General features: G+C 68.7%; 17 protein-coding genes. 6 read left to right on the top strand and 11 right to left on the bottom strand.

Annotated elements, in window-relative coordinates; translation table 11 throughout:
• Nucleotide 1: 1 nt before the first annotated feature.
• The 8 genes from D3654_RS11405 to D3654_RS11370 all read right to left on the bottom strand — a co-directional run bounded on the left by D3654_RS11405 (nt 2) and on the right by D3654_RS11370 (nt 6932).
• The gene (locus D3654_RS11405; protein ID WP_245413190.1) at nt 2-694 is read right to left on the bottom strand and encodes a GntR family transcriptional regulator; all 693 of its coding nucleotides are present in this window, start codon (nt 692-694) and stop codon (nt 2-4) included.
• Nucleotides 695-717: 23 nt separating this feature from the next.
• A complete protein-coding gene (locus tag D3654_RS11400; protein WP_120521612.1) occupies nt 718-1659 on the bottom strand; it encodes an ornithine cyclodeaminase family protein in 942 nt (313 codons plus the stop codon).
• Nucleotides 1656-2657, bottom strand: coding sequence for a proline racemase family protein (locus D3654_RS11395; RefSeq protein ID WP_120521611.1), 1002 nt, complete (start codon nt 2655-2657; stop codon nt 1656-1658). The genes D3654_RS11400 and D3654_RS11395 overlap by 4 nt, the downstream gene beginning before the upstream one ends.
• Nucleotides 2658-2854: 197 nt before the next feature.
• Nucleotides 2855-3760, bottom strand: a complete 906-nt coding sequence (locus tag D3654_RS11390; RefSeq protein ID WP_120521610.1) for a dihydrodipicolinate synthase family protein — start codon at nt 3758-3760, stop codon at nt 2855-2857.
• Between the two features lie 169 nt (nt 3761-3929).
• Nucleotides 3930-4802, bottom strand: coding sequence for a substrate-binding periplasmic protein (locus tag D3654_RS11385; RefSeq protein WP_120521609.1), 873 nt, complete (start codon nt 4800-4802; stop codon nt 3930-3932).
• A 48-nt stretch (nt 4803-4850) separates the two neighbouring features.
• The gene (locus tag D3654_RS11380) at nt 4851-5504 is read right to left on the bottom strand and encodes an amino acid ABC transporter permease (protein WP_120521608.1); all 654 of its coding nucleotides are present in this window, start codon (nt 5502-5504) and stop codon (nt 4851-4853) included.
• Nucleotides 5501-6145: an amino acid ABC transporter permease gene (locus D3654_RS11375; protein ID WP_120521607.1), complete on the bottom strand. Its 645-nt coding sequence runs from the start codon at nt 6143-6145 to the stop codon at nt 5501-5503. Before D3654_RS11375 ends, D3654_RS11380 begins: the two co-directional genes overlap by 4 nt.
• 1 nt (nt 6146) lies before the next feature.
• Nucleotides 6147-6932, bottom strand: a complete 786-nt coding sequence (locus D3654_RS11370; RefSeq protein WP_120521606.1) for an amino acid ABC transporter ATP-binding protein — start codon at nt 6930-6932, stop codon at nt 6147-6149.
• Nucleotides 6933-7125: 193 nt separating this feature from the next.
• On the opposite strand from D3654_RS11370, the gene D3654_RS11365 reads away from it, so the two are divergent.
• The 4 genes from D3654_RS11365 to D3654_RS20490 all read left to right on the top strand — a co-directional run bounded on the left by D3654_RS11365 (nt 7126) and on the right by D3654_RS20490 (nt 10829).
• A complete protein-coding gene (locus D3654_RS11365; RefSeq protein WP_120521605.1) occupies nt 7126-8151 on the top strand; it encodes a LacI family DNA-binding transcriptional regulator in 1026 nt (341 codons plus the stop codon).
• Nucleotides 8152-8186: 35 nt separating this feature from the next.
• Complete coding sequence (locus D3654_RS11360; RefSeq protein ID WP_120521604.1) at nt 8187-9185, top strand: aldo/keto reductase family protein; 999 nt, start codon at nt 8187-8189, stop codon at nt 9183-9185.
• A 109-nt stretch (nt 9186-9294) separates the two neighbouring features.
• Nucleotides 9295-10278: a bile acid:sodium symporter family protein gene (locus tag D3654_RS11355; RefSeq protein ID WP_120521603.1), complete on the top strand. Its 984-nt coding sequence runs from the start codon at nt 9295-9297 to the stop codon at nt 10276-10278.
• Nucleotides 10279-10322: 44 nt separating this feature from the next.
• Nucleotides 10323-10829, top strand: a complete 507-nt coding sequence (locus tag D3654_RS20490; protein WP_162943716.1) for a hypothetical protein — start codon at nt 10323-10325, stop codon at nt 10827-10829.
• A gap of 131 nt (nt 10830-10960) precedes the next feature.
• Here the strand turns inward: D3654_RS20490 and D3654_RS11345 are convergent, their stop codons facing one another.
• Together D3654_RS11345 and hisC are read right to left on the bottom strand one after the other, a co-directional pair.
• Complete coding sequence (locus D3654_RS11345; protein ID WP_120521601.1) at nt 10961-12403, bottom strand: amino acid permease; 1443 nt, start codon at nt 12401-12403, stop codon at nt 10961-10963.
• A gap of 58 nt (nt 12404-12461) precedes the next feature.
• On the bottom strand, nt 12462-13559 hold the full coding sequence (gene hisC, locus D3654_RS11340; protein ID WP_120521600.1) for a histidinol-phosphate transaminase: 1098 nt from the start codon (nt 13557-13559) through the stop codon (nt 12462-12464).
• A gap of 93 nt (nt 13560-13652) precedes the next feature.
• Here hisC and D3654_RS11335 point away from each other — a divergent pair, with 93 nt between their 5' ends.
• Nucleotides 13653-14156: an Lrp/AsnC family transcriptional regulator gene (locus tag D3654_RS11335; protein WP_120521599.1), complete on the top strand. Its 504-nt coding sequence runs from the start codon at nt 13653-13655 to the stop codon at nt 14154-14156.
• A gap of 120 nt (nt 14157-14276) precedes the next feature.
• Entirely contained in the window at nt 14277-15935 is a 1659-nt protein-coding gene (locus tag D3654_RS11330) for a thiamine pyrophosphate-binding protein (protein WP_120521598.1), read from the top strand.
• On the opposite strand, the gene D3654_RS11325 is transcribed toward D3654_RS11330, so the two are convergent.
• Complete coding sequence (locus D3654_RS11325; protein WP_120521597.1) at nt 15932-17473, bottom strand: PepSY-associated TM helix domain-containing protein; 1542 nt, start codon at nt 17471-17473, stop codon at nt 15932-15934. The two genes, D3654_RS11330 and D3654_RS11325, sit on opposite strands and share 4 nt — an antisense overlap.
• Between the last annotated feature and the right edge of the window lie 7 nt (nt 17474-17480).

Raw genomic sequence — 17480 nt, 5'->3', positions numbered from 1 at the left:
GTTACTCCAGGGGTGGTGTTTCGTCCTCGCCGGTGGCCCAGAGCCCGCGGGCGTGGCCGATGTGGCGGCGCATGAGCTCGCCGGCGGCGGCGCCGTCTCCGGCGGCAATCAGGTCAAGCAGTTCGTGGTGTTCCTGGGCGGAATTGGCCAGGCGGTTGTTGTCGCTGAGGAGTTTCAGGCCGTACATGCGGGTGCGGGTGCGCAGGCTGGTGGCCAGCTCCACGAGCTGCTTGTTGCCCGAGTACTCCAGCAGTTCCGCGTGGAATTCACGGTCCGCGGCGAGGTAGGCGGCCAGGTCGCCGTCGCGGGCAGCGCCGACGATGTTCTCGGCGAGCGTGCGCAGGCGCTCCATGTCGCGCTCCGGGATGGTTCCGGCGATCCCGGCCATCACCGGCGGCTCCAGCAGCAGGCGGATCTCGGTGATCTCATCCAGTTCACGGTCGCTCATGCTGGTGACCCGGAAGCCCTTGTTCTTCACCGTTTCCACCAGGCCTTCGCGGGCGAGGTCCATCATCGCCTCGCGCACCGGCGTGGCCGAGACGCCGAACGCCGCTCCCAGCGCGGGGGCCGAGTACAGCGTCCCTTCCTCCAGCGTGCCGGCGATGATGGCGGCACGCAGCGACTCGGTGACCGACTCACGCAGGCTGCGCTGGCGGCCGAGCGGGGCGATGGGGAGCTGGTTGTTGGCTGGCACGGTGAGCACTCCTTGGGCGGGCATCATTCTCTGGTGCCTCCTTCATACACCACGGCCGCCGTCACGAGGTCCTCCCAGGCCATGCCCACCCCGGCGTACAGGCAGGGCTTCCCGGGCGTGCGTTCCAGCTTCCCGGCCACGAGTTCCCGCAGGTTCAGCGGGTGGATGGTTTCCCATTCCTCCGCGCTGCGCGCCGGAATGAGGTCCCCCGCTTCGCGCAGCGCCGAGGCGCGGCCTTCCACCACGACGTCGGAGCGCAGTACCAGCGCGGCGTCCACTTCGCGGGCGTCCAATCCGTGCTGCCCGACGGCGGCCACCACCGCGCCGTCCGCCACCAGCCCGCCGTCGAACAGCGGCGTGCGGGAGGAGGTGGTGCAGAGGATGACGTCTGCCTCCGGGACGTCCGCGGTGCTGCCGGCCCGGACGGAGATGCCTTCCGCGGCGAGCGTTCCGATCAGTGCCTGCACCCGTTCCGGACGCTGCCCGACGACGGCGAAGCGCGCCCCGGGCAGCACGGCGTGCGCCGCGCGGAGGTGGTTGAGCGCCTGGATGCCGGCGCCGAAGACGAGGACCTGGAGGTTTTCTTTGGTTTCCGGCGCCGCGGCGAGGATGTGCTTGACGGCCATGAGGGTGGTGGCCGGGGTGCGGATGGCGGTGAGCTCGGTGCCGTCCATGGTCGCCAGCGGGGCCAGAGTGTCCGAGTCGATCAGCAGGTAGATGCCCTGGATCTTCTCGAGCCCGCGGGCCGGGTTGCCCGGGGCGACGGCGAGTGCCTTGACGCCGGAGTAGCTCTGACCCTGTGCCGGCATGAGCAGGAACTCCCCGCCCGGCGCCGGGCTGAACAGCCGGGGGCTGTCCAGCTCCGGGTCTACGCCGTCGGCGAGCGCGCGCTCCAAGGCCGCGACCGCCGTCGGCCACGGAGCAGCAGCACGCACGGCGGCGGCGTCGAAATAAGGAAGGTTCACAGCAGGAAGCCTTCCGGGAAGGGATCCGTGGGATCCAGGAAGTATTGCGCGGTGCCGGTCAGCCAGGCGCGTCCCGTGACGGTGGGGACGACGGCGGGCCGGCCGGCCACCTCGGTCTCCTCCACCAGGCGGCCGATGAAACGGGAGCCGATGTAGGACTCGTTGATGAAGTCCTTGTTCAGCGCCAGCTCGCCGCGGGCGTGCAGCTGCGCCATCCGGGCGCTGGTGCCGGTGCCGCAGGGCGAACGGTCGAACCAGCCCGGGTGGATGGCCATCGCGTGCCGGGAATGCTCCGCGGTGGAACCGGGGGCCTTCAGGTACACATGGTGGCAGCCGCGGATGTCCTCCCGCTCGGGGTGGACGGGCTCGTCATTGGCGTTGATGGCGTCCATGATGGCCAGGCCGGCCTTGAGCAGATCGTCCTTCCGCTCCCGCTCGAACGGCAGGCCCAAGGCGTCCAGCTCCACCACTGCGTAGAAGTTGCCGCCGAAGGCGAGGTCGTAGTTGACCGCGCCGTAGCCCGGGACGTCCACCTCGGCGTCGAGCCGGTCCACGAACGAGGGTACGTTGCGGATGGTCACGGATTCGGCGTGGCCGTCCTTCACCGCGACCTCCGCGATCACCAGGCCGGCCGGGGTGTCCAGCCGCACCGTGGTGACCGGCTCCACGACCTCCACCATGCCGGTCTCCACAAGCACCGTGGCCACTCCGATGGTGCCGTGCCCGCACATCGGCAGCAGGCCCGAGACCTCGATGTACAGCACGCCGTAGTCCGCGTCCGGACGCGTGGGCGGCTGCAGGATGGCCCCGCTCATCGAAGCGTGGCCGCGCGGCTCGGTCATCAGGAGGGTGCGGATCCAGTCGCTGTGTTCCATGAACCACAGGCGGCGCTCCGCCATGGTGGCGCCGGGGATCGTCCCGATGCCACCGGTGATCACGCGCGTGGGCATGCCCTCCGTGTGGGAGTCCACGGCGTGGAAGATGCGGCTGGTTCTCATGTGCTCTCTCCTTAAGCTTGTGGCTGGGTTGGGCGGGATTTCGGCCCTCCGGCGTCGCTTAGACACGGCCGAAAGGCGCTTCTTCGGTCGCTGAGCGACCTCCGTCGCGCGTTCGGCCGCGATGCGCTCCTTTCCGGAGAACCGAAATCCCGTTCTGGTGCCTCACCTCTGCGGGCAATGCAGCAGCAGCCTTTTGTTTATTTGTAGCCCTTGGCGAGGGCTGCTTCCGTGTCCCTTGTTACTGCTGCGTGGGCTTCGGCCGTCAGGGGGCCGCGCGGGGGGCGGCAGGCTCCTCCTCGGAGGCCCACGATGTCCATGGACAGCTTGATGGACTGGACGAACTCGGTCTTGCTGTCCCAGCGGAGCAGGGAGTGCAGGTCCGTGTAGATTTCGCGGGCGCGGGCCAGGTCTGCCACGTCGCCGGAGGTGGAGAGGCGGTACAGCTCCAGGGTGGACTCCGGGATGGCGTTCGGGTAGCCGGCCACCCAGCCCACGGCACCTGCCAGGCCCATTTCGACGACGGTGTCGTCGGTGCCGATAATCAGGTCCACCTCCGGGGCGAGTTCCTTGATCTCGTAAGCCCGGCGGACGTCGCCGGTGAATTCCTTGACGCCCACGATCAGGCCTTCGCCGTGCAGGCGGGCGATCAGCTGCGGGGTCAAGTCCACCTTGGTGTCGATCGGGTTGTTGTAGGCCACGATCGGCAGGCCGACGGCGGCGACGCGGCGGTAGTGGTCCACTACCTCGTCGTCGTTGGCGCGGTAGGCGTTCGGCGGCAGGAGCATCAGGGACGACGCGCCGGCTTCGGCGGCCTGCTCGGCCCACTTCACGGACTGCAGGGCGCTGTAGGCACCCACACCGGCCATCACGGTGAAGCCCTGGGGGGCTGCCTCGACCGCCGTCGAAATGACCCGTCCACGCTCTTCCTCGCTGAGGGTCTGGTACTCGCCCAGGGAGCCGTTGGGAGCCACGCCGTCACAGCCGGCGTTCGCCAGGAAGCGAACGTGCTCGGCGTAGGCGTCGAAGTCCACGCTGAAATCTTCGTTGAAGGGCAGCGCAGTGGCCACGTGTACGCCGTGCCAGGGCATGCGGGTCTCAGTCATGATCGGTTCCTTTCTTCAGGCACACAGGGCGCCGGTTATCGTGCTGCCGTGAAGTTCCTCACAGCCAATTTACCATGTGACATTGCACAGGTGGAAGAAGGGGATGCCGGGCCGAAGAAGCCCGGCATCCGGGGTTAGCTACAGCGGGTATGCCCGCGCCGCCGGGGACTCAGCTCGCGGGGACCACGTACTGCTTCTCGGCGACCTTTCCGAGGCCTTCGGAGAGGCCGGCGTCCGTGAGCAGCTTGGCGATGGTGCCGTCTTCGCGCTGGGCTTCAATGCCGGCGTCGAGCGCTTCCTTCAGGCTGGTGTTGCCCTTGGTCATCGGGAAGGCGGCTTCAGGCGCCTGGGTGATGGCGCCGACGCGCGGGTCCGGCTTTTCGTTCGACAAGGCGACCGTGACGCCGGCGGCGTCCTTGAACTGGAGGACCTGCACGCCGTACGCGTCGACGTCGGCGTCCAGGCGTCCGGCATCGAAGTCCGCCTTCAGCTCAACACTGGACGGGTAGGTGACCAGCTTGTCGCCGAGGATCTTGCGGAGGTCCTCCACCCAGAGGTAACCGTCGATGGTGCCCACCTTGTCCATCTTCTCCAGCTCCGCCACGGTGGTGGCGCCGGTCTTGGAGGCGATGCCCATGCCGTCCAGGTAGGTGGAGGCGGAGAAGTCCACGGCCTTCAGGCGCTTCTCGGTGGCGTCGATGGTGCCCAGGGCGAGGTCGATGTTGCCGCCGGAGATGGACTGCACGGCGTCGGCGTAGGTGGCCTGCTGGTAGACGGGCTCAAGGCATTCGTCCTTGGCGATCTTGTTCACGATCGCGATGTCGATGCCGTTGGGCTTGCCGCTGTTGTAGCTGCTGAACGGCGGGATGTCGATGACGCCGATGGTCAGCTTGCCCTGCGCGACGGTCTGGATTCCCTCATGCTTGGGGGTGCAGTTGGAGTTGCTGGCGGTCGAGGACCCGCCGCAGGCGGTCAGGCCCAGTCCGGCGGCGAGGACGACGGCGGCCAGCGCACCGGTGGTCTTGAGCTTGTGCATGGTCATTTCTTTCCTCCTGTGGGTGGTGGGGGATGAAGCGTGTTGTGGTTGGGGTCAGGCGTGCCGGGCCAGGCGTTTCTCGAAGTACACGGTGATCCACGTGGCCGGCATGGAGATGGCCGCGTAGCAGATGCCCGCGAGGGCGAAGATCTGCAGGTAGTTGAAGTCCTGGGAACCGATGTTGTACGCGGACTTCATCAGCTCCGGCACGGCGATGGCGTAGGCCAGGGACGTTCCCTGGAACATCTGGATGGCCACCCCCATCAGGCCCGGGATGGCCGAGCGCATGCCCTGCGGCATGATCACCCGGAAGAAGGTGTGCCCGCGGGACAGGCCCAGGGCCGCCGAGGCCTCGTGCTGGCCGCGGGCCACGGACTGCATTCCAGCCCGCATGATCTCCGAGGAATACGCCGCGGAATTCCAGATCAAGGCCAGGCAGGCGGCGGTGATGCTTTCGAAGGCGATGCCGAACTTCGGCAGCCCGTAATAGAACAGGTAGAGGATCACCAGGGCGGGGGCGCCGCGGCCGATTTCGACGACGGCCAGGCCCAGGGTGCGCACGGCCAGGTTCCGGTGCTGGACCATCACGCTGAGCACCAGGCCCAGCGGGTAGCCCGCCACGATCGAGACGCCGGCGATCATCAGGCTCACGCCGAGCCCGGACATCAGCTGGGGCAGGTAGCCCGCCCATTCGATCAGCCAGTTCATGCGTAGACCGCCTTCCTCATGCGGGCATCAAGGCTGCGGGACAGGTAGGCCACCGGCAGGCTCAACACGATGTACAGGATGCCGACCAGCACGTAGGGCAGGATGCCTTCCATGGTGGGGTGCTGCCGGGCGAAGGCCTGGGACTGGAACACCATTTCGGCCACGATGATCGTCGAAGCGATGGACGAGTCCTTCAGCAGGCCGGTCAGGTACGTGGCAATGGACGGGGACACGATCCGGAACGCCTGCGGCACCAGCACCCGCAGGAACGTGGTCCCACGGGCCAGGCCGAGCGCGTCCGCGGCTTCGTTCTGCCCGCGGGGCACGGATTCCAGGCCGCCGCGGTAGATCTCGGCCAGGTAGGCGATGGACACCACGCCCAGGCCCACGATCGCCGCGCCTACCGGGTTGAACTTGAAGGTGCCCACCTGGATGCCGAACTTCAGCAGGAACAGCCACACGATGATCGGCACGCCGCGCACCAGGTCCACGAAGAGCCTGCAGGCCAGGCGGAGCACCACGTTCGGGGACGACAGGCCCACCGCCAGCGGCACCGCACCGACGATGCCGATGGCGAAGGCCGACAAAGTCAGGACGATCGTCATGGGCAGCCCCTGCAGGACTGCGGAGAATGCGTCCATCTCAGCGCTCCAGCACGGCGCGCAGGAAGCGCCGGGTGCGGTCCTCCTGCGGGTCGCTCATGATGGCCCGCGGATCGCCCTGTTCGATGATCCTGCAGTCGGCCATCACCACGAGCGTGTCCGAAACGTCCCGGGCGAACTGCATCTCGTGGGTCACCACGATCATCGTCATCCCGTCGTCGGCCAGTTCGCGCATGACCGCCAGGACCTCCAGGCCCACCTCGGGGTCCAGGGCGGAGGTCGGCTCGTCAAAGAGCATGATCGACGGATCCAGGGCCAGCGCCCGGGCGATGGCGATGCGCTGCTGCTGGCCACCGGAACACCGGCCAGGGTGCTGGTGCGCCTTGTCCTTCAGGCCCACGCGCTCCAGGAGCTGCATCGCGCGTTCATCGGCCTCTTCCTTGCTGCGCCCCAGGACTTTCTGCTGCGGGAAGCTGATGTTCTTCAGGGCGGACATGTGGGGGAAAAGATTGAAAGACTGGAACACCATTCCCACCGTGCGGCGCAGCGCCGCGAGGTCCTTGGCGTTGATCACCTTGCCCGGCTCGATGGTGTGGTGGTCCACCTGGATGGTCCCGGAGTCGGGGCGCTCCAGCAGGTTGATGCACCGCAGGAAGGTGCTCTTGCCGGCACCCGAGGGGCCGATCAACGCCGTCACCGTGCCCGGTTCGACGTTCAGCGACACATCGTCGATCACCAGATGGTCGCCGTAACGCTTGGAGATGTTGTCCAGCCTGATGCCGGTACGGGGCGCGAGCTTGCCGTTCGCGATTTCTGAAAGGGTCATAACGCTCTTCCATGTGGGGAACAGGTGAAAACATCGTTCGCTGTGTTCGATGTCACATGATATGTGCAATGGTACATGACACAAGGCAAGATGCAAGAGCCGATTTTTGGCCCGCTTGCCGCGCCGCAGCGTTTCCGTCTCAGCGGGTCGCAAGCGCTTGCAATTCCCAAGCCGCCTGCCCTAACCTCGAGGCATGCCTTCCTTAGTCCAGGACGTCGCCGAACGCGCCGGTGTCTCCGTTTCCACGGTTTCCCGTGCCCTTCGCGGGGTTCCTGGCATCGCCGAGTCGACCCGCAAGCGCGTGCAAGAAGCTGCCGAAGAACTCGGCTACGTCGCCTCGCTGAGCGCCTCCCGGCTGGCGACGGGACGCACCCGCACGGTCGCCGTCGTCGTGCCGCTTCTCTCGAAATGGTTCTTCGCGGAGGTGATTGCCGCGGCCGGCCGGGTGCTGAGCCGTGCCGGCTACGACGTCCTGCTCACGGAGCTTTCCACGCCGGAACTGCGCGACGCGTTCTTCGCCGCGCCCCGCCTGCAGGGCCGCTCCGACGGTGCCCTGGTGCTCGCGCTGCAGCTCGCCCCGGAAGAACTCGCGGCCCTCGAAGCGCAAGGCCAAGCGGTGGCCCTGGTCGGCTCGGAACGGGCGGGCGCATCCTCGGTGTGCGTCGAGGACCGGAACGGCGGGCGCGCGGCCACCCGGCACCTGATCAACCTCGGGCACGAGCGCATCGCCTTCCTCGGCATCCAGGAGGCACCCGGTTCCACCCTCGGCGGCGTGCCTCCCGCCGAACGCCTGCTCGGTTACCGCGACGCCCTCGCCGACGCCGGGATCAGCCCCGATCCGGGCCTGGAGTTCGGCGTCGGAAACACCGTGGACGCGGGATCCGCGGCCATGGCGACGGCGCTCACCATGGCGGAACCCCCGACGGCGGTGGTCGCCGCCTCGGACGAGCTCGCCTTCGGCGCCCTGGCCACCCTCCGCGGCGCCGGGCTGCAGGTGCCCGGGGATTTCTCGGTGGTCGGCTACGACAACCACGAACTCGCCGGATCGGTCGGCCTCACCACGATGGACCACGGCGTCGCCGAGCAGGGCCGCCTCGCCGCGGAAGCCCTCATAGCCACCCTCGACGGTGCGCCGGCCGCCGTCGAGCGCCTCCAGCCGAACCTCGTTGTGCGGGGTTCCACGGCCCCGCCCCGCCGCCTCCGCGCGGCGGGCTCCTAACCCCTTCCCGAAGCATCCAGCGAATAGGAACCCCCATGGAATACCGCAAGCTCGGAAACTCTGGCCTGTACGTGAGTGAAATCGCGTACGGCAACTGGACCACCCACGGCGAACAGATCGGCCAGGACGCCGCGAGCTCCTGCGTCCGCACCGCCCTGGACCTGGGCATCACCACCTTCGACACCGCGGACGCCTACGCCGGCACCCGCGCCGAATCCGCGCTCGGCGCAGCGCTCGACGGCGTGCGGCGCGAAGGCGTCGAAATCTTCACCAAGGTCTACTTCCCCACCGGCGAGGGCAGGAACGACCGCGGCCTGTCCCGCAAGCACATCATGGAATCCATCAACGGCTCCCTGGCCCGCCTCCGCACGGACTACGTGGACCTCTACCAGGCCCACCGCTACGACTACGAAACCCCGCTTGAGGAAACGATGCAGGCGTTCGCCGACGTGGTCCGGGCCGGCAAGGCGCTCTACATCGGTGTCTCCGAATGGACCCCGGACGAGATCCGCCGCGGCGCCGCCCTCGCCAAGGAGCTCGGCATCCAGCTCATCTCCAACCAGCCGCAATACAACATGCTGTGGCGCGTGATCGAGCCCGAGGTGGTGCCGCTCAGCGAGGAACTGGGCCTCGGCCAGATCGTGTGGTCGCCTATTGCGCAAGGCGTGCTGACCGGCAAGTACGTGCCGGGCGCGGGCGCACCGGCCGCGTCCCGCTTCTCGACGGACGGCGGCGGCGCGAAGACCGATCACCGCTACATGCAGCCGGCGGTGCTCGAACGCGTCCAGGAGCTCAAGCCGCTCGCGGATGAAGCCGGCCTGTCGATGGCAGCGTTCGCCGTCGCGTGGGTCCTGCAGAACAGGAACGTCTCCGCGGCGATCGTCGGCGCCTCCCGGCCGGAACAGCTCAAGGACAACGCCACGGCGTCCGGCGTCGTCCTGGACCCGGCGCTGCTGGATAAGGTCGACGGCGTCCTCGGCGACGTCGTCGAACGCGATCCCGGCAAGGTGGAGTCCTTCCTCAAGCGCCCCTGAGTCCGTTGTCTTGAGTCCGGCCCGCCGTCGGGCGGACATGCCTGACATACATGCCCGACGGCGGGTCACGGATTCGCGGACGCCTCACCGCGGCTGCCACCATGGATAGATGCTTGAGGCAACAAACACCACGTCCGATTCAGCCGTCCGGAACCCGGCCCTCGCCGCGGAGGCGAAGATCGCTCGGGTGGCGGTCACCGTCTTCCCGCTGCTGGTGGTGGCTGCGGGCCTCGCCGGTTTCCTGGCCCCCGGCGCCTTCAAGTCCCTCGCCCCGTCCGTGCCGTACCTGCTAGGCGTCATCATGTTCTGCATGGGCCTGACCCTGACGCCGCCGGACTTCGCCTCCGTGGCACGCCGGCCCTGGGCCGTGGCGCTGGGCATCGTGGCGCACTACGTGATCATGCCCGGTGCGGGGTGGCTGATCGCCGTCGCATTGCAGCTGCCGCCCGAGCTCGCGGTCGGCCTGATCCTGGTGGGTTGCGCGCCCTCGGGCACCGCCTCGAACGTGATGGCCTTCCTCGCCAAGGGCGACGTTGCCCTGTCCGTTGCGGTGGCTTCCGTTTCCACGCTGATCGCCCCGCTCGTGACGCCGGCACTGACCCTGCTGCTGGCCGGTTCCTTCCTGCACATCGACGCCGGCGCCATGGTGCTGGACATCGTCAAGACCGTGCTGTTGCCGGTGGTGGCCGGCCTGCTGGCGCGGCTGTTCCTCAAGAAGCTCGTCGCGAAGGTGCTGCCGGCACTTCCGTGGGCATCCGCCGTCGTGATCTCCGTGATCGTCGCCGTGGTGGTGGCGGGAAGTGCCGGCAAGATCGCTGCCGCCGGCGGCATCGTGTTCCTGGCCGTGGTGCTGCACAACGGCTTCGGCCTGGGTCTGGGCTACCTGGCCGGCAAGGTGGGACGCTTGGACGGCAAGGCCCGCCGCGCGCTGGCCTTCGAGGTGGGCATGCAGAACTCGGGCCTGGCAGCCACCCTGGCGAGCGCGCACTTCAGCCCGCTCGCCGCCCTGCCGTCGGCCGTGTTCTCCGTGTGGCACAACGTCTCCGGCGCCATCGTGGCGGCCTGGCTGGCGCGGAAGCCGCTGCAGGACTGAAGGCCACAGAGCCACTGGGCACCGGGGTCCCGTAGGCTTCGGGCATGGGGAAACAGGGTGTTCTGAGCGTCATCGTCGTAGCGGCTGGGGTGCTGCTGGCCGGCTGCGGGACCGCGCCTCCCCCGGGCCAGGCAGTCACTTCCAGCCCCGGCCCGACGGCGGCCTGCCCTTATGTGCCGGAGCATCCGCAGCCGTCGAATTGCGCGAGCTATGACCCCGAAGCCGCGATGGCGGAGAACGAACAGTACCGCGAACAGCGGCCGTTGAGCGCCGAAACCAAAGCCGAGCACACCCGCCGTATCCCGGTGGTCCGCAAGGCCCTCGAGGCGCTTGCGGATCCGGCGGACAGCAAGGACGTCGAACGCGCACTGGACGCCATCGGCGTCAACGCGCAAGACGCCCAAACCGACGACACCGGCAGCGGAATCCGTTTCGGTGTCCCTTTTGCAGGCGGCTGCCTTGTCGGTTTTGTGGGCACCGACGGCAAAGTGGAGGTCTCGTCGCGCGGATCCATCCTCGACGGCGGATGCCTGGAGATGTCCGGCCACTGAGGCGGGGGTTGGCTGAACCGTGAAATTAAACGAACGAACCCGCGGGTCCCTGCCCGGCTTGCGGATTGCACACCGCGAGCAGGACAGGAACCCGCGAGCGCGGGCGCAAGCAGCTTCAGTCGACCAGAACTTCAGTCGACCAGAACCGGAGCCTTCGCTTGATCAGGTGAGCTGACGCCGTCGGGCCCGTTGCCGGACCCGGTTTTGGCAGTCCGGTGGTGCAGCCAGTTCGCCACCGCCAGGACAGCCACCAGCACGAAAGTGCTCAGCAGCTGCGGACGGGAATCCTCGCCGATGAAGCCGACGGTGAAGATGGCCGCGAGGATGAGCAGACCGATGCCCGTCAGCCAGGGGAAGCCTGCCATGCGCAGCGGAAGGACGGTCCCGTCACGGTCCGCGCGGAGGCGCAGGGCAAGCTGGGCGAGGAGGGCGGAGGTCCACACCAGCAGGGACGTCGAGCCCACGATGTTGAGCAGGACCGGGAGCACCTTGTCGGGGAAGGCCACCTCGAGGACAGCGGTGACGACGCCGAAGGCAACGCTGGAGAGCACCGCGACAACGGGGACCTGCCCCTTGGAGACGAAGGCGAGGGCGCGCGGCGCTTCGCCGCGCTCGGCCAGGGAGAACGCCATCCGGGAAGCGCCGTAGAGGTTGGCGTTGAGTGCGGACAGCAGTGCCGCGACGGCGACCAGGGTGATGGCGGTGGCGGCGCCTGGCATGCCGGCGGCGTCCAGGACGGCGGCGAACGGGCTCTTCAGCCCCGCCGAGCCCACGGGAACCACGGCGGCGATGATGAAGATCGCGCCGATGTAGAACACCAGGATGCGCCACAGTACGGTGCGCACGGCCTTGCGAACGCTGCGGGCAGGCTCCTCGGTTTCGGCGGCAGCCACGGAAACGATCTCGGTGCCGCCGAAAGCGAACGCCACCACGAAGAGCGCCGTGGCGATGCCGGCGAAGCCGCTCGGTGCGAAGCCGGCGCCGGTGAAGTTGGCCAAGCCCGGGGACGGGACACCGGGGATCCACCCGAAGAGGAGGGCGGCACCAACCAGCAGGAAACCGACGATGGCGGCTACCTTGAGGAGCGCGAACCAGAACTCGAATTCGCCGAAGTTCTTCACCCTGGTGAGGTTCACGGCGGTGAGAACGGCGATGAACACGAAGGCCATCAGCCATACCGGCAACGCCGGGAAGATGGACGCGAGCAGCGCGGCCGCGCCGAGCGCCTCAGCCGCGATCACCACCACGAGCTGCACCCACCAGAGCCAGCCCACCGTGGCACCGGCCGTCGGTCCGAAAGCCCGGGCGGTGTAGACCGAGAAGGCGCCGCTGTCCGGATTGGCGGCGGCCATCTCGCCTAGGGCCCACATCACCAGGATGATGAGGGTTCCTGCCACGAGGTATGAGATCAGCACGGCGGGGCCGGCGGCCTGGATGCCTGCGCCCGAGCCGATGAAGAGCCCCGCGCCGATGGCGCTGCCGAGTCCCATCATCGTGAGCTGGCGGGGTTTGAGGGCGGCGCCAAGTCCGGCACCGGATGAGGTGCGGGCAGACGTCGTTGTCCGTTGTTCCATGGGGAGTCCTCTGGGTTGTAGGTGGAAACGGGGTGTTGGGGTGGAACGGGGTTGGGGGTCAGGCTGTGAAAGTTTCCAGAACGCGGAGCACGCGGTCATTTGAGGCGGGGTCGGCTACGGTGATCCGCACGCCGTCGCCCTGGTAGGCGCGGACCATGATGGCCGCCTGGTCGAACGCGGCCACGAGCCGCTCGCGGAGCCCGTCCGCGGCACGGATCCACAGGAAGTTGCCCTGGCTCGGCTGTAGTTTCCAGCCTTGGGCCGCCAGCCGTGCGGCCATCCGAGCGCGTTCCTGCCCGACGGCGGCCACGCGGGCCTGCATCTCCCCCGCCGCGTCGAGGGACGCGATGGCAGCCTTCTGGGCCAGGGCGGTCACCCCGAACGGGATGGCGGTGCGGCGCAGCCCTTCGGCGATCTCCGGAGCGGCCACGGCGTAACCCACGCGCAGCCCGGCCAGGCCGTAGGCCTTCGAGAAGGTGCGCAGGATGCAGACGTTCGGGTATTCGCGGTACAGGGCGAGGGAGTCGGGTCCGCTGCCCGCCTCGGCGTATTCCACGTAGGCCTCGTCGATCACCACGAGGACGTCGGAACGGACGGAGCGCAGGAAGGCCCCGATGCGCTCGTGCGCGATCGGCACACCGGTCGGGTTGTTGGGCGTGCAGAGCAGCACCACCTTGGTGCGGCTGGTAACAGCCGCTGCCATGGCGTCGAGGTCGTGGCCCTCGGTGTCGTCCAGCGGAACACGGACCGCCCTGGCCCCCGCCAGCTCCACCAGGATCGGGTAGGCCTCGAAGGAGCGCCACGCGAAGACCACTTCGTCCCCGGCGTCGCACAGTCCGGTGATGATCTGCTGGAGGACGCCGACGCTACCGGGTCCCACGCCGATCTCATCGGCGGTGACGCCGAGGTGGCCGGCGAGCCGTTCGCGGAGTTCGACGGCGGCCATGTCCGGGTAGCGGTTCATCCTGCCTGCCGCTTCGGCCACGGCAGCGGCGGCGGCGGGCAGCGGTTCGTAATGGCTTTCGTTGCTGGCGAGGGCTGCGATGTCCACGCCGGCGCTGCGCCGGCCGGGAACATAGGAGGGCAGTCCGGAGACGGCTCCGCGCAGGACGGGGCGTGCGGCGTGGGGTGCCGTCAGCATCTGATCACTGGTCATGAGGCTCGATCATGGAAGTGACCCGGAGCACATTGCAAGATACGCTGACGGCATTGGGATTTCTGCTCAACTTCTATCGTCTGTGGTGAAAATATGACCATCCCGAATCCACGCAACCTCGATTCCCTGGACGCCCGGATCATCCTCGCCCTGGACAAGGATCCGGAATCCAGCGCCCTGGCACTCTCCCGGACGCTCGGCGTCGCACGGAACACGGTGCACGCCCGCCTGGCGCGGCTCGAACGCAGCGGCGCCCTCAGCTCCTTCAGCCGGAGGCTGGACCCGGCCGCGCTGGGCTACGGCCTGATCGCCTTCCTCTCCCTGGCCATCAGCCAGACCCGGGCGGGCTCGGTGGAAAACGGGCTCGAAGCGATCCCTGAGGTCATCGAGGTGCACGCCACCACCGGGGACGCGGACCTCATGGCCAAGGTGGTGGCCCGGGACACCGCCGACCTCTACCGCATCACCAACCAGATCCTGGAAATCGAGGGAATCCAGCGGACCAGCACCGCCATCTCCGTCCTGGAGTTCATGCCGCCCCGCTTCGACGGGCTCCTGAACCGGCTGGCGAAGCAGGAATCCCGCCCTCCGGAGTGAGGCCTGGTGACCCACGCCATAACTGGGCAAATTTTCAGAATCCATGCCTACAACTGAAAAAAGTCCCAGCCAAACTTCTGTCTCTTGCCTATCTGGCGGCAGCCTCGCAAGATCACTGCCATGACTTCATTGACCGTCTCCGGCCGCGTGGCCGAGGTTCTCAGCAGTTACCTCAGCGACATTTTCGGCGTCATGGGCAACGGAAACGTCTACTTCCTGGACGCCGCCGAGAAGCAGGGCCTCCGCTTCTCTGCCGTGCGCCACGAAGGTGCGGCCATCGCCGCGGCCGACGCCTACTACCGCGCCTCCGGGCGCCTCGCGGCAGGCACCACCACCTACGGCCCCGGCTACACCAACGCCCTGACCGCCCTCGCGGAGGCTGTCCAGGCGCAGATCCCCGTCGTGCTCGTCACCGGGGACGCACCAAGCAGCGGCGCCCGGCCCTGGGACGTCGACCAGCCGGCCATCGCCGCCGGCCTCGGAGCGGCCACCTTCACCGTCACCCGCGAAGCCGCGGGCTCCATCACGCAGGAAGCGGTGGAGTACGCGCTGGCCAGGCGGACCGCCGTCGTGATCGCCATCCCGTACGACCTCGCGGCGCTGGAGGCAGCGGACGAGGAACTGCCGGTTCCGCCGGCGGCAGCGGTGAGGGACTACGTCGACGGCGGCCTCGAGCGGGTGGCCCGGCTGCTCGCCGGGGCGAAGCGGCCCCTGGTCCTTGCCGGCCGCGGCGCGCACCTCGCCGGAGCGGGGCCCGAACTCCGCCAACTCGCCGACCGCCTCGGCGCGCTGACCGCCGGAACGGCACTGGCACTGAACCTGCTGCAGGGCGAGGGCTACCTCGGCGTCGCGGGCGGCTTCGGCACGGACACCGCCGCCGGCCTCATGGGCTCGGCGGATGTGGTGCTGGTGGCCGGGGCGAGCCTGAGCCCGTTCACCATGCGCTTCGGGCACCTGATCGGCCCGGACAGCACGGTCATCCAGATCGACACTGCTTTGCAGGCGACGCACCCCCGGGTGGACCTGTTCGTCGGTGCGGACGCAAAGGCCGCCGCGGGCCTGCTCCTCCGGCTGTTGGGTGGCACACCCGCCACGGATGCCTGGCGGGCCGAAGCCCGCAAGCGCCTGGCCGAAGCACCCGGGCACGACGCCGGCTCCGCGGACACCGCGGACGGCCGCCTCGACCCGCGCGCCCTGGCCGCGGCGCTGGACGCGATCCTCCCGGAGCGCCGCACGGTGGTCCAGGACGGCGGGCATTTCCTCGGCTGGGCACCGATGTACTGGCGGATCCCGCGCCCGCAGGACCTCGTGATGGTGGGAACCGCCTATCAGACCATCGGGCTCGGCCTCGCCAGCGCCGTCGGGGCCGCCCGCGCCGTGGACGAAGGCCGCACGCTGGTGCTGGCCTCCGGCGACGGCGGGTTCCTCATGGGCCTGTCCGACCTCGAATCGCTCGTGGGCGCAGCGCGCAGCGCCGTCGTCGTGATTTACAACGACGCCGCCTACGGCGCCGAGATCCACCAGTACGGCTCCAAGGGCCTCACCGAAAAGCCCATGCTGATCCCCGAAGTGGACTTCAGCGGGATCGCCCGTGCGCTCGGCGCGGAATCCGCGATCATCCGCTCGCTGGCGGACCTCTCGGCGCTCCAGGACTGGATCGACGACGGCGCCAAGGGAACCTTCGTGGCCGACTGCCGGATCACCTCGAGCGTCCGGGCGCCGTGGCTGAGTGAGTGGATGAGGGCGTCGCAGGCGGAGAAGGAAAAAGTCGCCGGTTAGGCGGCCCGCCGCCCGCGGAGATACCCCACGGCGGTGTCCAGGAGGACGAACGCCAGCAGGCTCCAGCCCAGCAGCGGCAGGAAGAGCCCGACGGCGACCATCACCGTGATCGCGGCCAGGACACCGGCCCAGTGCGCGCGGAGGAAAGCACCGCGCGGTGCCGGGCGGCCGACCGCCCACGTACTGCCGCGGGTGGGCCGCCGCTTCCACCACATCACGTAGCCCCAGGCCACCATGGCGGCCAGTCCCACGGCCACGGCGAGGAGGGCGAGCTGGTTCGGCAAGCCGAAGAGCATGCCCATGTGGGCGGCGATCCCCCAGCGGGTGAGTTTCGCTGGGAGGTTGAAGTCGTCGAAGTCGAGCCGGTGGGTGATCTCCCCGGTGGCCGGGTCGATCGCCACGGCGCTGGCAGATGCCGGCCATTCCCGGCCGGATTCGGTCACCGACCAGGCCATGCCGGGCTTCGCCGGGGGCTTGATGTCGATCATCGGCGCGCTGATGATGTCTGCCCGCGCGATGCTGGTCACGGTGTCGAACATGGCCGGGTCTAACTTGGCCGGATCGGCCTTGGCCGGCTCGACGGCGGGCGCCGCGGAGGGGGCCGTGGCCTGCCCTGTGCCGCCTCCGTGGCCGCCGTGGTCTCCGGCCGGGGCGGACTCCCCGCCCGGCAATGCGGTCTTCAGGCTGGGTGTGGTCCAGTCGAGGGCCATGCGCAGGGTGCTGACGTTCTCCCCGGCATTGGCCGACCAGGTCAGACCGGTGGCGGAAAGGAACATGAACGCGAGGAACAGGACCGTTCCGGTGGTGCCGTGCAGCCAGACTGTGCGGGCGCGGCCGGAAGCCTTGCGCGGTGTGGCGGCGGCGGCCTTGGCGGCGGCTTTGCTGGCGGCTGCGGCTTTGCCGGCGGCCTTGCGGCCTGCGCGTTTGCGGCGGATCCTGTCGATCCAGAGCAGCAGACCGCCCAGTGCGACCACCCACAACCAGGAGGCCGCGAGCTCGCTGTAAACACGGCCGGGTTCGCCCAGGTTCAGTGAGCGGTGGAGATTCGAAATCCAGGTCCGCACCGGCAGGGCGCCGCTGCTGCCGTACGTGGGAAGGTCCCCGCGGATCTCCGCGGTGCCGGGGTCGACGAATACCGTGCGGTATTCGGATTCGCCCAGGGTCTTGTCGGCAAACAGGACCCGGGTTGTGTCCTCCGGCCCGGGCGCCGGCCGCACGGTCACCGGGGACGCTCCGCCCGCATGGTCCATGGCCGCTTTGACCTGGGCCGAGAGCGGCAGCGGATCGGCGACGGCAGGAACGTGCAGTTCCCGGGCGTAGAGGGCCGACTCAAGCTGGGGTGCCATCGCGTAGAGGCCGCCGCTGACGGCCGCGACCAGCAGGAAGGGGCCAGCCAGGATTCCTGCGTAGAAATGGATCCTGAGTAGGAACGCCCTGAACCAGCCGCGTTCCACCGCCTCACGGGCGCCGCTCGGAGTGCTTGTTGGCGCATCGGGTGTGCCGGGTGTTCCGGCCGGGGGTTTGGTGAGAAGAGTCATTATTGCT

It is taken from the genome of Arthrobacter celericrescens (genome assembly GCF_003614925.1).
Classification (GTDB): Bacteria; Actinomycetota; Actinomycetes; order Actinomycetales; family Micrococcaceae; genus Arthrobacter; species Arthrobacter celericrescens.
The sequence above is the reverse complement of the archived record's forward strand: the minus strand, read 5'-3'. Positions and strand labels throughout refer to the sequence as shown.

Excerpts from the sequence above, each read along its gene's own strand:
- D3654_RS11375 (WP_120521607.1), bottom strand. The coding sequence starts at position 6,145 with ATGGACGCATTCTCCGCAGTCCTGCAGGGGCTGCCCATGACGATCGTC.
- D3654_RS11385 (WP_120521609.1), bottom strand. The coding sequence starts at position 4,802 with ATGACCATGCACAAGCTCAAGACCACCGGTGCGCTGGCCGCCGTCGTC.
- D3654_RS11330 (WP_120521598.1), top strand. The coding sequence starts at position 14,277 with ATGACTTCATTGACCGTCTCCGGCCGCGTGGCCGAGGTTCTCAGCAGT.
- D3654_RS11355 (WP_120521603.1), top strand. The coding sequence starts at position 9,295 with ATGCTTGAGGCAACAAACACCACGTCCGATTCAGCCGTCCGGAACCCG.
- D3654_RS11370 (WP_120521606.1), bottom strand. The coding sequence starts at position 6,932 with ATGACCCTTTCAGAAATCGCGAACGGCAAGCTCGCGCCCCGTACCGGC.
- D3654_RS11325 (WP_120521597.1), bottom strand. The coding sequence starts at position 17,473 with ATGACTCTTCTCACCAAACCCCCGGCCGGAACACCCGGCACACCCGAT.
- D3654_RS11395 (WP_120521611.1), bottom strand. The coding sequence starts at position 2,657 with ATGAGAACCAGCCGCATCTTCCACGCCGTGGACTCCCACACGGAGGGC.
- D3654_RS11345 (WP_120521601.1), bottom strand. The coding sequence starts at position 12,403 with ATGGAACAACGGACAACGACGTCTGCCCGCACCTCATCCGGTGCCGGA.
- D3654_RS11360 (WP_120521604.1), top strand. The coding sequence starts at position 8,187 with ATGGAATACCGCAAGCTCGGAAACTCTGGCCTGTACGTGAGTGAAATC.
- hisC (WP_120521600.1), bottom strand. The coding sequence starts at position 13,559 with ATGACCAGTGATCAGATGCTGACGGCACCCCACGCCGCACGCCCCGTC.
- D3654_RS20490 (WP_162943716.1), top strand. The coding sequence starts at position 10,323 with ATGGGGAAACAGGGTGTTCTGAGCGTCATCGTCGTAGCGGCTGGGGTG.
- D3654_RS11335 (WP_120521599.1), top strand. The coding sequence starts at position 13,653 with ATGACCATCCCGAATCCACGCAACCTCGATTCCCTGGACGCCCGGATC.
- D3654_RS11390 (WP_120521610.1), bottom strand. The coding sequence starts at position 3,760 with ATGACTGAGACCCGCATGCCCTGGCACGGCGTACACGTGGCCACTGCG.
- D3654_RS11380 (WP_120521608.1), bottom strand. The coding sequence starts at position 5,504 with ATGAACTGGCTGATCGAATGGGCGGGCTACCTGCCCCAGCTGATGTCC.
- D3654_RS11365 (WP_120521605.1), top strand. The coding sequence starts at position 7,126 with ATGCCTTCCTTAGTCCAGGACGTCGCCGAACGCGCCGGTGTCTCCGTT.